This is a genomic window from Aeromonas sp. 600527, from assembly GCF_049175415.1.
Lineage (GTDB): Bacteria > Pseudomonadota > Gammaproteobacteria > Enterobacterales > Aeromonadaceae > Aeromonas > Aeromonas veronii_A.
The window spans coordinates 89,312-104,901 of the sequence record NZ_JAAKVA010000007.1; the positions used below are offsets into that span (position 1 = coordinate 89,312).

A 15,590-nucleotide genomic window follows, 5' to 3' on the forward strand; every position below is an offset into this window, starting at 1 on the left:
GCCAAGACCAAAATGGGCTTCATTCAACCCCGCACCCTCTAATGCCTACCCGGCCAGCGCCAGTTTTTCAGCAGTCAAAACCGCATAAAAAACCGGAATAGATCAATAAAAGACAATTAATCTCGCCAGATTAAATTTCAGGTATGGCTATTTGCACCGCTTGGCCGCTAAATGACAGACCGGCCTTCAGACCAGCATGGAAGCGCACAAGGCTAGCCGGCAGCAGACCGGTACGCTCTCAGGACGAGTAATGACTTTCTTCTCTCACAGGAGACAGACCGTGAGCGCTTCGAATCAACACCCCACCATTCCCCCCGGCTCCGGGGCGCTGTTCTTTATCCAGACCTTCTCGACCCTGGGGTTTGCCGTGCTCTACTCCACGCTGGTGCTCTACGCCACCAAGCGGCTCGGCTTTAGCGAATCCCAGGCCAACGCCATGATGGGGGTCTTCGGGGCCTTCAACTATGGCCTGCACCTATTTGGCGGCTATCTCGGCGGGCGCTACCTCAGCAACCGCAACCTGTTCGTGATGGGGATGGTGCTGCAGGTGATCGGCTGCTACTTCATCGCCGAGATGGGGATCACCGGCCTCTACTGGGGGCTCGCCATGTTCCTCACCGGCAGCGGCCTCAACGTCACCTGCCTCAACATGATGCTGACCCAGCGCTTCGCCCCGGATGATCACCGCCGCGAGAGCGCCTTCCTGTGGAACTACGCCGGGATGAATCTGGGCTTCTTTATCGGCTTCACGGTGGCGGGCTACTTCCAGCTCACCGAGGATTACCGCACCCTGTTCCTGTTTGCGACGCTGGGCAACATCATCGCCATCATCGCCACCTTCGCCTGCTGGCCGATTCTGGCGGATATCAGCACCCCGCTGCGCCATGTCAAAGGGAGCGGCTTCTACCGCCGTATGCTGGCCGGGATCGCCATTCTGGCCATGCTGGTGCCGGCGCTGCGCCTGCTGCTGACCCACGCCAGCTTCAGCGGCAGCTTTGTGCTTATCTTGGGGGCCGTGGTGCTGGTGCTGCTCTGCGTGATGACCGCCCGCCATCCGGACGCCGCCGAGCGCAGCCGCATGGTGGCCTACCTGATCCTTGCCCTCGGCTCCCTCATCTTCTGGTCGCTCTACCAGCTGGCGCCCATGGGGCTGATGCTCTTCTCCGAGCACAACATCAACCTCAACGTGTTCGGGCTGCGGGTCGCCCCCCAGTGGATCCAGAACATCAACACCATTGTCATCGTCATCGGTGGCCCGCTGATGGCGCTGCTGTTCAAGCGGCTGCGCGAGCAGGGCTGGAATATCGACATCCCCTCCCAGTTTGCCGCCTCCCTGTTCTGCATGGGGCTCGGCATGCTGGTGCTGCCGATCGGTATCCATCTGGCGGGTGCCGATGGACTGGTCGCCTTCAAGTGGATCGCCATCAGCTATGTACTGCAGAGTTTTGGCGAGCTGCTGATCTCCCCCATCGGTTACGCCATGATTGGCAAGCTGGCCCCCGCCAGCCTGCAAGGCTTGATGATGGGCTGCTGGATGATGGTGACCGGCGTCGCCTCTGTGCTGGCGGGCTATGTCTCCGGCGCCATGCCACAAAATATCGGCAGCACCCCGGTCGCCACCAACCCGGGCTACAGCTCGGTGTTCAATATGCTCGGCTGGGGCTCGATGGCGGGCGGGATCGTCCTGCTGTTGCTGGTGCCCCGTCTACGCCTGCTGATCGCCTCGAAAATTGCTCCGCCACCGGCGGCGACAGCTATCCCCGTCTGATCGGTTTGAACCACTTGGCGGCGTGAGCCGCAGACAAGACCAGAGGCCCCGCAATCATGGATTGCGGGGCCTCTGCTTTTGGTGGGATGGATCGTTTAGACTTCGCTAATCAGCGCAAATCGCCTTATCCAGCAAGGCAATCCGGTTACCTTCAGAGTCCTGAAACTCGGCCACCTTGATGGCTTCCCCCACCAGGGTCACGGGATAAAGTAACTTGGCGCCCGCCGATAGAGCAGCCGCCATGACACGATCAATATTGTTCACGGTCAGATAAATACGCGTGCCATCCAGACTCGGAACATAGCTCTCCCCTTTAGCCAACGCACCGGAACAGCCCTCAGCACCATCAATAAGCGGGAATAGCGCCATCTCATTGCCATCGATATCAGCACGCTCGAACTCGATATCAAAAACAGCAGAATAAAAGGCGATTGCCCGCTGCATATCCGTCACCGGAATTTCAAAATGCATCCCAATATTTACCATCTAACCCCTTCCTTGTTAGCTAGCGATAGCACCGTGCAGACCGAATCATGCCCCCATTATTGCCATGAAGCCATCCATCAGATCCACGCAGACGGGTCAAAAGACCAGATGGTGCGCTGAGAAGCACGATCTCGCAGGGGACAAGTGCATGCCAACCTTTGGCCCTAGTTGTCACGCCATACCAAAATGGCTGCGATCTCTGCTCCCTTCTCCCACTCTTTGCCATAGACAAGGGAAGAAGGGTCGGGGATGAGGGGGCAAACCATCGACAAGCAGCAGAGCGTTAAATCAAGCAGGAGCGCGTAGGGTCGATTAGCGAAGCGTAATCGTCCGCACAGCAACCTCAGTGGCAATGAACATATAGATCTGCTGGAGCACCTGCAAAATTGTGGCAATCCGTTTTCGCGATCGTCTGATTACGCTTCGCTAATCAGACCTACGGGCCTCCAGCGCCATGCCGCAGAATATCGGCAGCTCTCCGGTGGCCACCAACCCGGGCTACAGCTCGGTGTTCAATATGCTGGGCTGGGGCTCGATGGCGGGCGGGATCATCCTGCTGTTGCTGGTGCCCCGTCTGCGCCTGCTGATCGCCTCGAAAATCACCCCGCAACCGGCGGCGACAGCTATCCCCGTCTGATCGATTGGAACCACTGGCAGCGTGAGCCGCAAACAAGACCAGAGGCCCCGCAATCATGGATTGCGGGGCCTCTGCTTTTGGCGGCATGGCGGGTTCGTTTCAGGCTGGCGGTGCGACGCCAGTGATCATTTTTGCACCAAAGAAGCCAATCTATTTTTTACTGTCGCACTGATGAAACAATCACGCAGATCGGGGGTAAGGGGAATCGACACAACGTCAGCAGTCCGGTAGGTATTTCCCGCCGACAGGGGTACGATGAATGAAGTCGGAGCCATATAGCGACCGCAGTTATCGGAGTCGCCCTGTGCCGCCCGCCATATACTCAAAGCCTTGTGAGCCCGGCTCACCATGATAAGGAGAGATGAGATGTATATGTTTTTACCCTTCCTGCTGGCGCTGATAACGGGGATCAGCATCTTGCTGCACAAACGTGGCGCCTCTTATCTGCTCTGGGCTCTGTTGCTGGTGGTGACCCTGCTCTCCTTTATGCACCATGTGACCGACCCGCTCACCCTCTCGTTCTAGGAGCCCGCCATGAGCCTTTCGACCTCTGCCACCGCCGCGAAGAGTGATCTGCCCCAGCTGCTCGATACGCTGGGGCTGGCGGGCATCTGTCTGACCCTGATCGTCGCCTTCTATTACCAGCTCTATCTGGCCGAACTCCCCTGCCCCTTGTGTTTATTGCAGCGGGTCGGCCTGGTCATCGCCGGTTTCGGCTTTATGTTCAACCTGCAATTTGGCGCAAAAGGGGCCCACTACGGCATCGTGATTGTCGGCGCCCTGACCACCGCCATGATCGGCGCCAGACAGGTGCTGCTGCATATTCTGCCCGGCGATCCCGGCTATGGTTCCACCTTTCTCGGGCTGCACTTTTATAGCTGGTCGCTGGTCAGCGCCCTGCTGATCATCCTGGCTGTCGCCCTGATATTGATGGTGCGGGACGGGCTCGCTATTGCGCTGCCCAAGCTGGATCTGGCGCGCTGGGGGCGTATCGCCTCCCTGCTGTTTGTCTTGCTGATTGCGGCAAACCTGATCTCTACCGTGCTGGAGTGCGGCGCGGGACAGTGCGCCGATAATCCCGTTATCTATGAGCTGCTTAGCCTGCGTTAATCATCCCCAAGGTGGCGCCCAGTCCGCCACCTTTTATTGCCGCCTTATATTGGTGAAAGGCGCAATAAACCCGGCCCGTTGCAACGGCAACCTCGCGGGTTTAATAGCGGTGCAATTTCATTGCACCCTACGGTTGCCTCCCCTCACCCTGACCCTCTCCCAAGGGGAGAGGGGACTGTATCGAACCTGCCTAGTGCTCTAGCTGCCTTCTTCTAAGCCACGCATCACCAGCCGCTTATGTCACCGCCATCCGATTTTGCTACGAGCGGCGCTCCCTTCTCCCCTTGCGGGAGAAGGGTCGGGGATGAGGGGGAACAAACCATCACAACAGAAGCCACCGACAAGCCGCAGAGCGTTGAATCAAGCAGGAGCACGTAGGGTCGATTAGCGAAGCGTAATCGTCCGCACCGCAATCCCAGTGGCGATGGACATAGAAAAGAGATCAGCTGGAACACCGGCAGAATTACGGCAACCTGTTTTCGCGATCGTCTGATTACACTTCAGTAATCAAACCTATCCTTACCAACAAGTTATGACGTGGTACATTGAGTGTTACTAACTTTAAATATATAATATTTTCCTTGTAAAATAGCCATCTAATAACTTATTGATATCAAATGAAAAAAAATAATAAAATTATTCTAGCATTATTGTTCATCTCTCCACTAGCAATTTACTTCTTAAATTTTCACGGAGGTTTTTCTGTCAACACTTCCAGTTGGTCAGATTTTGGTTCATATGTTGGTGGAGTATATGGAACTCTAGGTTTTTTTGCTGTTATTTACTCAATATATAAAAACAACCAACAAAACTTGAAAATGGAGCAAGATCAAATTTTTTATAAGTCCATGGATTTATTAAGTAATCGTATATTAAACTCCTCAATACTCATTAATGGCAGCTCACTTCAAGGCATAGCCATTTTCAAAGCAATGGTTGAGGAAATAAAGCATGAACTTGAATTACAGTCAATGCACAATGCTAGGAATTTACTATGTAACATACCAAATGAAATCAGTGACACTCATTATATAAAAATATTATCAGCATTCTATAAAAACCATATCTTTGATGAAAGAGTAACAGAGTTCAAGGATGAGCTTCTCAAATTAGATAACTACAATTCAAGGTGGGAATATATAAAGCGTTATTTAGGCTCAGTGAATTATGAAACAAAGGAAATGGCACAAGCACTTCAAGATCTAGGGACAGTTTGGTTTTATAAATTATCCCATAACGACAGAGTAAATATGTACTCGAATGCTATTTCTACACTCGAGCATAATTATGGCGAGTTTATAAACGGCTATATAAAAAACATAAAGTTCATTGCTGACTTTGTTGGAAAGTCTGAGAACAAAGAACTGTACATTAAATTTGTTATTTCTCAACTTTCGAAATATGAACTTGTAACTCTATTCTATTACTGCTGCTCTAATAGAGAACAAAACATCACAGAGATAATTAACAATCTTGGACTATTATACTCAATTAACAACCAAGAATGTAGAACATTGATGATAGACATGCCATCTGAACAAGATATAAATAATGACCTAATAAATATACTTTGAATTTCATCATTATTTTCTACAATACTAACTTTTAGCCTAAAACTAAATAAAGGGAGCAAAAATCACTCCCTTTATTTACCAATCTCTTGTTAACTGACAATTATCTGTTACGAGATCGCAGTTACTACTGGTTAAATTTATATTTACTTATATGCAATGCAAGCGTGACAACAAGACATAGTCAATAATTATATTAACTAACAAATAAAAATTAGACGCCAACTCTCTTTATTTCTCTCTTCTATATTGAAGCATTAACATAAGATTAACTCAATAAATTTATCATATAACCATACAATGACCTAGACTACCCAGTTTATGTGAATTATTATGAATAAAACTTCACTTCATTAATCGCCACCAAATAAAAAAGGAATATATATGCAGGATGGTATACCTATAAATAACTTACAAAGTTTATTTCAACTATTTACTGCTATTTATTTTATTGCAGAGTGGGTTAGCGTAGACAGAATTGTAAACTACTACAAAAAAAGACACGCTCAGAATTTCAGATTTAAAATTAAAGGTAGAAAAAGATACTCTCATTATTTAAATGAATTATTCGACGGTTATGAGGAGGATGCTTGGTTTCCTTTTTCAATATCCCATCCAATGGAGAAAGTTAATGCCGCCAAAAGGTTTTGTTTATTTTTCTCAGTAATATGCTTTATAGGCTTAGTGCTATCATCCATGAATACAGGTTGGATTTTTAGCCAGATTATTTTTTCCTTAGTTGTTTTGTTCTTATTAACTCCTATTTTCTTTACTGTATTTAAAGTCATAATTCCATTGGAAATAGATTATGCAAAAACTGTATCATCTATTGATAACACATTGCGTGAAGTCGATTTTCAAATAAAAAAGTATATGGAGAAACATCCTGAGCCACCACAATGGTTTACTTTTGACCCTAGTAGCCAAGACGAACAAGCACAACAGTTTAAAAAATACATGCGAAATAAAAGAGAATATTTCTCTGAGTTAGAAAAGTATATGAAAGAATGCAAAATATGATTGTATGATTTTCTTTTACGTTGATATAAATGGGCGCGATTAATCGCGCCCTTCATTACTGATTACCCTTCCTGATTTTCCCCGGCTACCGGTTCGGTTCCAGCGGCGGGTTCAATCTCGATGCGATCGACCCGCTGCAAACCGCGGGGCAGCTTGGCGCCGCGACGGCCGCGCTCGCCGCGGTAGTAGTCGAGATCAGAGGGTTTGAGGGTCAGCTTGCGCTTGCCGGCAAACAGGGTAACCGACTGGCCCTGCGGGATCACGGCGGCCATCACCACAAACTCCTCCCGCGCCTTGACGCGCGCCGACGGGATGCTGATGAGCTTGTTGCCCTTGCCCTTGCCGAGCACCGGCAGGGTGTTGAGCGGGAACAACAGCATGCGCCCCTCGTTGGAGATGGCCATGCAGAGATCGGTCTCTGGCGAGCCAATCTTCTGGGGTGCCATCACCAGACCCCCTTCCGGCACGGTGAGCAGCGCCTTGCCGTTCTTGTTCTTGCCGATGAGATCGTCATAGGTGCAGACAAAACCGTAACCGGCGTCGCTCGCGATCAGATACGGCTCGCCTTCGTTGCCCATCACCAGATGACGCACCTCTTCCCCTGCCCCCAGCGCAAAGCGGCCGGTAAGCGGCTCGCCCTGACTGCGGGCGGAGGGCAGGGTGTGCGCCTCCAGCGAGTAGGTGCGGCCAAAGCTCGACAGGAACACCGCCTGCTGGTTGCTGCGGCCAAAGGCGTGGGTGAGGTAATTGTCCCCCGCCTTGTAGGAGAGCCCCTCGACATCCACATCGTGGCCCTTGGCGGCGCGCACCCACCCCTTGTCGGAGAGGATGACGGTGACCGGCTCGCTCGGCACCAGCTCTTTCTCAGTCAGCGCCACGGCGGTGGCACGCTCCACCAGCGGGGTGCGGCGATCGTCGCCGTACTTCTCGGCATCGGCCAGCAGCTCTTTTTTGAGCAGGGTGTTGAGGCGACGCTCGGAGCCCAGGATCAGCTCCAGCTTGTCACGCTCTTCGGCCAGTTCGTTCTGTTCGGCGCGCAGCTTGAACTCTTCGAGCTTGGCCAGATGGCGCAGTTTCAGCTCGAGGATCGCTTCGGCCTGGGTCTCGGTAATGTTGAAGCGCTCCACCATCACCTTGCCCGGCTCATCCTCGGTGCGGATGATCTCGATCACCTCGTCGATGTTGAGGTAGGCGATCAGCAAGCCTTCAAGGATGTGCAGGCGAGCCAGCACCTTGTCGAGGCGGAACTGCAAGCGGCGACGCACCGTCTCGCGGCGGAACTGGATCCACTCGCTGAGGATGGTCTTGAGGCACTTCACCTGCGGCCGGTTGTCGAGGCCGAGGATGTTGAGGTTGACCCGGTAGTTCTTCTCCAGATCCGTGGTGGCGAACAGGTGGGCCATCAGCCCCTCCACATCCACCCGGTTGGAGCGCGGCACGATCACCAGACGGGTCGGGTTCTCGTGGTCAGATTCATCGCGCAGATCGGTGACCATCGGCAGCTTTTTCGCCACCATCTGGGCGGCGATCTGCTCCATGATCTTGGCGCCGGAGGCCTGATGAGGCAGCGCTGTGATGACGATGTCGCCATCCTCCTCGCTCCAAACCGCCCGCTGCTTGATGGAGCCCTTGCCGGTCTCGTAGATTTTGCGGATATCGTCGCGCGGCGTGATGATCTCGGCGTTGGTCGGGTAGTCCGGCCCCTGAATGTGCTGCATCAACACATCGAGCCCCGCATTGGGGTTGTCGAGCAGCTCGGCACAGGCGTAGGCCACTTCCCGCGCGTTGTGGGGCGGAATATCGGTCGCCATCCCCACCGCGATACCGGTCACCCCGTTGAGCAGGATGTGCGGCAGGCGGGCAGGCAGCACCACCGGTTCCTTCATGGTGCCGTCAAAGTTCGGCGTCCACTCCACCGTGCCTTGCCCCAGCTCTGAGAGCAGCAGCTCGGAGAAGCGGGACAGCCGCGCCTCGGTATAACGCATGGCGGCGAAGGATTTGGGATCATCCGGCGCACCCCAGTTGCCCTGACCATCCACCAGCGGGTAGCGGTAGGAGAAGGGCTGGGCCATCAGCACCATGGCTTCATAACAGGCGCTGTCGCCGTGGGGGTGGTACTTACCCAGCACGTCACCCACGGTACGGGCGGATTTCTTGTGCTTGGAGAGCGCCGACAGACCCAGCTCGCTCATGGCGTAGATGATGCGCCGCTGCACCGGTTTGAGGCCGTCGCCGATATGCGGCAAGGCCCGATCCATGATGACGTACATGGAGTAGTTCAAGTAAGCCTGTTCGGTAAAGGTGCGCATTGGCTGGCGCTCTACCCCGTCCAGACTGAGCTCGATAGCATCACTCATGTGATTTTCTCTTTCGGTTTGGGAGCCGCCAAAGGGAGACTCCGGCTAAATGCTTGCCGGCCCCGACAGGGCCGGACGACGGCTTAGATGATGGCGAGGTTGCCCTTCTCTTCCAGCCATTCGCGGCGATCGCTCGCCCGTTTCTTGGCCAGCAGCATGTCCATCAGCTGCAGGGTCTCGTCAGCCGCATCCCCTTCGCTCTCTCCTGCCGGCTCCATGGTGAGCTGCACCAGACGGCGGGTGTTGGGATCCATGGTGGTTTCCCGCAGCTGTTTCGGGTTCATCTCACCCAGACCCTTGAATCGGGTCACCATCACCTTGCCTTTCTTCTTCTCGGCCTCGACCCGCTGCAACACGCCGTTCTTCTCGTCCTCGTCGAGGGCGTAGTAGACCTCTTTACCGATATCGATCCGGTAAAGCGGCGGCATGGCGACATAGACGTGGCCCTTCTCCACCAGCGCGCGGAAGTGCTTCACGAACAGGGCGCAGAGCAGAGTAGCGATGTGCAGACCGTCCGAGTCCGCATCCGCGAGGATGCACACCTTGCCGTAGCGCAGGCCGCTGAGGTCGTTGGAGTCGGGGTCAAGACCGATAGCCACCGAGATGTCATGTACTTCTTGCGAGGCGAGCACCTGACCGGCCTCCACCTCCCAGGTGTTCAGGATCTTGCCGCGCAGCGGCATGATGGCCTGAAACTCGCGATCCCGCGCCTGCTTGGCACTGCCGCCCGCAGAGTCACCCTCCACCAGGAACAGCTCCCCCTGCATGGGGTCGGCGCAGTTACAGTCAGTCAACTTGCCGGGCAGGGCCGGGCCCTGGGTAATCTTCTTGCGCACCACCGTCTTGGCGGCGCGCATCCGGCGCTGGGCGCTGGAGATACAGATCTCGGCGATCTGCTCCGCCAGCTCGGTATTGCTGTTCAGATAGAGGCTGAAGGCATCCTTCACCACGCCGGAGACAAATGCCGAGCTCTGGCGGGAGGAGAGGCGCTCCTTGGTCTGACCGGCGAACTGCGGATCCTGCATCTTGATGGAGAGGATGTAGGCACAGCGATCCCAGATATCTTCCGGGGTCAGCTTGACCCCGCGCGGCAGCAGGTTGCGGAACTCGCAGAACTCGCGCATGGCGTCGAGCAGGCCCTGACGCAGGCCGTTGACGTGGGTACCGCCCTGGGCGGTGGGAATGAGGTTCACATAGGATTCGGCGAGGCATTCGCCCCCTTCCGGCAACCAGCAGAGCGCCCAGTCCACCGCCGATTGTTCGGAGCTGAACGAGCCGATAAAGGGCTGCTCCGGCAGGCAGGTGAACTGCTTGACCGCGTCGACCAGATAATCCTTGAGGCCATCTTCGTAGCACCACTCCAGCTTGATGCCGGTGTTCTTGTCGAGGAACTTGATGGTGAGGCCGGGGCAGAGCACGGCCTTGGCTTTGAGCAGGTGCTCCAGCTTGGTGACCGAGAACTTGGGAGAATCGAAGTAGCTCGCCTGCGGCCAGAAGCGCACCCGGGTGCCGGTGTTGCGACGGCCGCAAGTGCCGGTGATGGTCAGCTCCTGCACCTTCTCGCCACGCTCGAAGGCGATGTCGTAGACCTGACCGTCGCGACGTACCGTCACCTCGACCCGATCGGAGAGGGCATTTACTACCGAAATACCCACCCCGTGCAGACCGCCGGAGAACTGGTAGTTCTTGTTGGAGAACTTGCCGCCCGCGTGCAGCTTGCAGAGGATCAGCTCCACCCCGCTGACACCCTCTTCCGGGTGGATATCGACCGGCATGCCGCGGCCGTCGTCGATCACTTCGAGGGACTGGTCTTCATGCAGGATCACCTCCAGATTGCGGGCGTGACCTGCCAGCGCTTCATCGACGCTGTTGTCGATGACCTCCTGGCCGAGGTGGTTGGGCCGGGTGGTGTCGGTATACATGCCGGGGCGGCGACGCACCGGTTCAAGGCCATTGAGGACCTCAATGGCATCCGCATTGTATTGAGTAGACATGGAGGGCCTTGCGAATTGACGTTTGGGGAGAATCTTACTCGTTGGGAGGGTATTGGACAAACTTGGCTGCGGGAAAGGGTGATCCGGAGGGGATTGTGCCCCTCCCAAGGCTGTTTCAGCTCCCTTCGGCGGGGCCCGGCAGCGCCTGTTGCAGCTGGGAGAGCGAACTTTGCAGCCGCCACACCATGCCTGCCAGCTCTCGCGCCGTGCCATCGCCATGGTTGGCCAACCCCTGACTGATCCGCTGCAGCTCGGCCAGCGTGCGGTCGAGGGAGGCGTGCTGCACCCCCTGCTCGGTGAGGATCCCCTTCAGGCTGCGGATACAGTTGTCACGCACCAGATAGAGAGGATGTTCGTCACCGCGCCACTGGCGCAGCTGCCAGACGATATGGCTGCAGTTGAGCAGCACCACGCCCCAGCGCAGCACCCAGAGGCGGGCGGTCTGATCCTGACTCTGACCGAGCTGGCTGATGCAGTGGTAGATCAGCGACTCGAACTGGCTCTCGCTCTGGCGCGGGGCCGGCTCCAGCTGATCCATGAAGTGGCGGCGCAGGGAGCGGATAATCCGGCGGCTCTTGCGCCGATCCGAGCTGGGTCGCAGCAGCTGAAACGCCAGCGCGGCACTCATCACCCCCAGCATCTGGGCGAGGCTGCTGTTGATAAACTGCTGATAGTCGTAGCTGGGTGGATTGGTGATGGCGAGAAAGGAGCCGAGCAGCACGATCATCTGACCCCAGAGGCCCGCCTGCCGCACCTGCTGCTGTTTGCAGAGCTGCATGGTGAGCAGCGCCGGAAAGAGCAAGAGGCAGAAGATCCAGAAATCGTCGATGCGGATCATCAGGCCAAACTTGACCGCAAAGCAGATGAGGCTGAGCAGCAGGATCGCCCTGAGCATGGTGTTGGCCCCCTGAGCCGGGGCCGGGGTCGCCGAGTAGAGCACGCAGCAGATGGAGAGCATGGTGAGCGCCGAGCTGCCCGCATCCCATTGACTGTTGATCCAGAAGGTGCAGCCGAGCAGCACGCAGAGGAAGGTGCGCCCGCCGTTATAGGCGGCCTCCAGCGTGTCGGTATGGCTGGTGAGGGAGGTGTGACGGGGCGGCGCCGGCCACTCCTGATCGTCGTAGCAGGACAACCGGTCGAGCCAACGCTGACACTCCAGATAGCTCCAGCAGAAGTGGCGCAGCCGCAGCAAAAAGGTGCGCAGTCGATAATCATGCTCGCCGGTCGGCATCAGGGGAGCCAGCAACCTCGCAACCCGATACTTGTCGCACCCCGGCTTGCCAAGCTCGATCAGCAGGGTGGCGAGCAGCGCCTGAATGCCTTCCGGTTGTTCCGGCCAGTTGTGCAGCATGCGGCGCTGGCTGGAGATAAGGCTGATGAGCCGTAGCTGGCGATGGAGCAGGAAGTTGAGCAGCCGGTTCTGGCGCCGCAACCGGTGATGGCTCCAGACCGCCTGTATGCGCAGCACGTTCATGGTGAGGATCTGGCCGATCAGCCCTTCGTGGGAGCTGCGCACCTCGGGCGTCATCTCCCCCAGCCAGAGCAGCTGGGCATGCTCCAGCAGGCGGGTCTGGCTCTTGCGCAGGGATTCCAGCAGGGTTTCGCTGTCCGAGGTGCTGGGCAGGATCATCATCATCAGGCCGCCGCAGAGGATACCGATGATCACCTCGCTCACCCGCGCTTGGGCAATATCGAAGATATGGTGGGGATCCGCCACATTGACGCAGGAGAAGGCGATGATGGCGGCGGTGTAACCGCCGAGGGCAAAGGCGTAGGAGACGTTGTTCTGATAGTGGTTGGAGATGTAGGTGCACAAGCCCAGCCAGAGGGCGATGAGGAAACTGAACAGCCAGGGCTCGCTGATACCAAGACCGGTGATCACCACCGCCGCCATCGCCCCCATCAGGCTGCCAACCACCCGTCCCAGACTCTTGCTGATCACCCCGCCCACGGTGGGAAAACTCACCACCGCGGCCGAGCTCATCGCCCAGTAGGGGGAGTCGAGCTGCAGCACGAAGGCCAGCCAGAGCGACAGGCACATGGCCAGCGCGTTGCGCAGGGCATAACGCCACTGCCCCCCTGTCGCCCTCCCCCAGGGGGTACGCAGCCAGAACGACTCGCTCACCCTACTCGCCAATGGTGATGGTGCAGGTGGTACCGGCGATCAGCGTCACGTCCGCCGGCACATCCAGCAGCTTGATCCGCACCGGCACCCGCTGGGCCAGCCGCACCCAGGGCACGTTGGGTTTGACGTCGATCAGCAGACCGTTGCCGCCATCGACGCTCTGATCGTGGATGGCGCGCCCTATGCTCTCCACCTCGCCGCGCAACCGCTGCTCACCGCTGTAGAGCACCACTTCGGCCGGTTTGCCCGGTGCTATGTGGCCGAGCTTGGTCTCTTCAAAGTAACCCTGCACATAGAAGGAGTGAGTATCAACCAGCGCCACCAACGGCACGCCGGCGCTGGCATAGTTGCCGACCCGGGTCTGCAGGTTGGTGATGTAGCCATCGCTCGCGGCATGTACCCGGGTCTTGGCCAGCGACCACTCCGCCTTCTCCAGATTGGCCTGTGCCACCTGATAGGCCGCCTGCATCGCCTGGGCATTGAGGCGCGCTTCGTCCATCGTCTCGGCTGAGATGACGCTGCGCGACAGGCCGCTACGGCGGTTCGCCTCGTGCTCGGCCTTGTCGAGATCCGATTTCGCCTTGGCCAGCGCCGCCCGGGCATTATCGAGGGCGATCCGGTAGGGCTCGGGGTCGAGCGTAAAGATCTCCTCCCCCGCCTTCATCAGCTGGTTGTCCTTCACCGCTATCTTGATGATCTTGCCCGACACCTCGGGGGTAATGCTGACCAGCTCGGCGCGCACCTTGCCATCCCGGGTCCAGGGCCCCTGCATGTAGTAGTTCCACAGCCACCAGCCCGCCGCCAGCGCCAGCGCGCAGACCAGCAGGGTAGAGAAGTATTTGAGGGTCGCGAGAGGTGATTTAGACATGTAACAGCATCCATAAAGCGCCGCTGACGGCGAGGATAAAGAGAGAGAGATCCATCAACATGGGGTGCCAGACATCCCCGCCATAGAGCCAGTCACGCAGCAGATGATGCACCGGCAGCCAGCAGAGCAGGCCGAGCAGCACCGCCTTGAACAGCGGCGGAAAGAACAGAGAGGCGCCCAGTACCAGATCCGGCAGCGCAGAAGGAGTTGTCACAAACGTGTTCCCTGTTGGCAGTGAAGTTCAGAAGAGTTCGGCCATCCCCTGCCCCGGGCGAGGCAAAGTAAACAGGCCGCTAAAGATTAACACTGCCCCGCAGGGCGCAACAGGAACATATGAGCCCCTTTCGTTCAGGCCTGTCGATCCGCTGGATGGTGCACGCCATCGCGCGTCGGCACCTCCCCCAGCTCGAACGGGTTCACTTCCTCAGATGTCAATCAAACAGGGTATCGCGCCGCCCCTGCAGCAAGTGCTCATGGAGGGTGCGCAACTGGGAGGCCACCACCCGATGGCAGGAGAGCGGGGGCAAGTCGTCGATGGGGAAGTACCCCGCCCCTTTGGTTTCATCGGTTTCGCCCAGCAGCTGGCCGCCGGTCACCTCGCACAGGAAGAAAGCCTTGTGGGCGTGGGGCAACTGGGGTGGATGAGGGTGTTTTAGCTTGTCGAACAGGGCCAGCAGTTGCACCGCCCGACACGCAAGGCCGGTTTCCTCAACGGCTTCACGCACCACGGCATCCGCCGGCGAGTCACCGATATCGCACCAGCCACCGGGCAGAGTCCAGCAGTCGTCGCTGCGCTCCTGCACCAGCAGAATATGGCCCGCATCGTTCTGAATGAAGGCCCGCACATCGAGCTTGGGGGTGGGATAACCGTGATCGAGGGCAATCCAGTCGCTAATGGCTTCCGGCGCCAGCTCGCTCTGGCTGGCAATAAGGGCCACGGTGGCCGCTCGCAGCGCCTCGAAACGGCCGATATCGAAGGGGTCTTTGGAGTAGGTGAGGCCCGCTTGCGCCGTGGCCAGTACCTGTTCCAGAAAGGCGGACAACGGCGGTTGCATGATTAAAGCCCGAGGAAACGGATAATCTGGGCGGGGTAACGCTCAAACGCGACAAAGGCGTGGTTGCCGCCGCACTCCAGCGAGAGGCGGGCAAAACGGTATTCATCCAGCGCCTTGCGATAGTCGAGCACCTCATCTCCCTGCTGCTGCAGGATCCAGAGTCGCTCCGGCGCCGTCACCGGTACCGCCAGCGCTCGCAGCTCATCCATATGTTCAGGCAGCAGCTGGTACTGCTCACCCGTATAGGGATTGGTCTGGGGGCCAAGGTAGTCACAGAGCAGCTCATGCGGGCGCACCGCGGGATTGATTAGGGCCGCGCGGCAGCCGTACTGCTCGCTGACCCGGGTCGCCATAAAGCCACCGAGGGAGCTACCCACGGCGCCGAGCTTGAATTCACTACCATAGCGGCTCTGCAAATTGGCAATGGTCTGTTCGATGGCCGCCCAGGCTGCCGCTGGCGTATTGGGCTGGGCCGGGATCACCACCTCTATATCGGGTCGGTTGGTGGCCACCCAGGCCGCCATCTGCTGCGCCTTGGCGGAACCGGGTGAGGAGTTGAAACCGTGCAGGTAGAGGAGAACGGGCTTCATGGCGACTCC

At 57.1% G+C, this 15,590-nt stretch carries 14 protein-coding genes; 6 read left to right on the forward strand and 8 right to left on the reverse strand.

The window, feature by feature from the left end; translation table 11 throughout:
• Window positions 1-280 precede the first annotated feature (280 nt).
• Window positions 281-1,768, forward strand: a complete 1,488-nt coding sequence (locus tag G5154_RS11085; RefSeq protein WP_421250977.1) for a peptide MFS transporter — start codon at window positions 281-283, stop codon at window positions 1,766-1,768.
• Between the two features lie 105 nt (window positions 1,769-1,873).
• On the opposite strand, the gene G5154_RS11090 is transcribed toward G5154_RS11085, so the two are convergent.
• Complete coding sequence (locus G5154_RS11090; protein WP_124241602.1) at window positions 1,874-2,254, reverse strand: VOC family protein; 381 nt, start codon at window positions 2,252-2,254, stop codon at window positions 1,874-1,876.
• Between the two features lie 454 nt (window positions 2,255-2,708).
• On the opposite strand from G5154_RS11090, the gene G5154_RS11095 reads away from it, so the two are divergent.
• The 5 genes from G5154_RS11095 to G5154_RS11115 all read left to right on the forward strand — a co-directional run bounded on the left by G5154_RS11095 (window position 2,709) and on the right by G5154_RS11115 (window position 6,592).
• Entirely contained in the window at window positions 2,709-2,891 is a 183-nt protein-coding gene (locus tag G5154_RS11095) for a hypothetical protein (RefSeq protein ID WP_421250976.1), read from the forward strand.
• A 366-nt stretch (window positions 2,892-3,257) separates the two neighbouring features.
• A complete protein-coding gene (locus tag G5154_RS11100; RefSeq protein ID WP_411600785.1) occupies window positions 3,258-3,416 on the forward strand; it encodes a DUF5993 family protein in 159 nt (52 codons plus the stop codon).
• A gap of 9 nt (window positions 3,417-3,425) precedes the next feature.
• The gene (locus G5154_RS11105) at window positions 3,426-4,001 is read left to right on the forward strand and encodes a disulfide bond formation protein B (RefSeq protein WP_421250975.1); all 576 of its coding nucleotides are present in this window, start codon (window positions 3,426-3,428) and stop codon (window positions 3,999-4,001) included.
• Window positions 4,002-4,618: 617 nt separating this feature from the next.
• Window positions 4,619-5,575 carry a putative phage abortive infection protein gene (locus G5154_RS11110; protein WP_421250974.1) on the forward strand — a complete coding sequence of 319 codons (957 nt, stop codon included), beginning with the start codon at window positions 4,619-4,621 and terminating at the stop codon, window positions 5,573-5,575.
• Window positions 5,576-5,956: 381 nt separating this feature from the next.
• On the forward strand, window positions 5,957-6,592 hold the full coding sequence (locus tag G5154_RS11115; RefSeq protein ID WP_421250973.1) for a hypothetical protein: 636 nt from the start codon (window positions 5,957-5,959) through the stop codon (window positions 6,590-6,592).
• A 62-nt stretch (window positions 6,593-6,654) separates the two neighbouring features.
• Here G5154_RS11115 and parC read toward each other — a convergent pair whose 3' ends face one another.
• The 7 genes from parC to G5154_RS11150 all read right to left on the reverse strand — a co-directional run bounded on the left by parC (window position 6,655) and on the right by G5154_RS11150 (window position 15,581).
• The gene (parC, locus tag G5154_RS11120) at window positions 6,655-8,949 is read right to left on the reverse strand and encodes a DNA topoisomerase IV subunit A (RefSeq protein ID WP_421250972.1); all 2,295 of its coding nucleotides are present in this window, start codon (window positions 8,947-8,949) and stop codon (window positions 6,655-6,657) included.
• An 83-nt stretch (window positions 8,950-9,032) separates the two neighbouring features.
• Window positions 9,033-10,943, reverse strand: coding sequence for a DNA topoisomerase IV subunit B (parE, locus tag G5154_RS11125; protein WP_421250971.1), 1,911 nt, complete (start codon window positions 10,941-10,943; stop codon window positions 9,033-9,035).
• A 115-nt stretch (window positions 10,944-11,058) separates the two neighbouring features.
• Entirely contained in the window at window positions 11,059-13,068 is a 2,010-nt protein-coding gene (locus G5154_RS11130) for an FUSC family protein (RefSeq protein WP_421250970.1), read from the reverse strand.
• 1 nt (window position 13,069) lies between these two features.
• Window positions 13,070-13,936 carry an efflux RND transporter periplasmic adaptor subunit gene (locus tag G5154_RS11135; protein ID WP_421250969.1) on the reverse strand — a complete coding sequence of 289 codons (867 nt, stop codon included), beginning with the start codon at window positions 13,934-13,936 and terminating at the stop codon, window positions 13,070-13,072.
• Window positions 13,929-14,171: a DUF1656 domain-containing protein gene (locus G5154_RS11140; RefSeq protein ID WP_421251000.1), complete on the reverse strand. Its 243-nt coding sequence runs from the start codon at window positions 14,169-14,171 to the stop codon at window positions 13,929-13,931. The genes G5154_RS11135 and G5154_RS11140 overlap by 8 nt, the downstream gene beginning before the upstream one ends.
• 196 nt (window positions 14,172-14,367) lie before the next feature.
• A complete protein-coding gene (locus G5154_RS11145; RefSeq protein ID WP_421250968.1) occupies window positions 14,368-14,991 on the reverse strand; it encodes an NUDIX hydrolase in 624 nt (207 codons plus the stop codon).
• Between the two features lie 2 nt (window positions 14,992-14,993).
• A complete protein-coding gene (locus tag G5154_RS11150) occupies window positions 14,994-15,581 on the reverse strand; it encodes a YqiA/YcfP family alpha/beta fold hydrolase (RefSeq protein ID WP_005343106.1) in 588 nt (195 codons plus the stop codon).
• Between the last annotated feature and the right edge of the window lie 9 nt (window positions 15,582-15,590).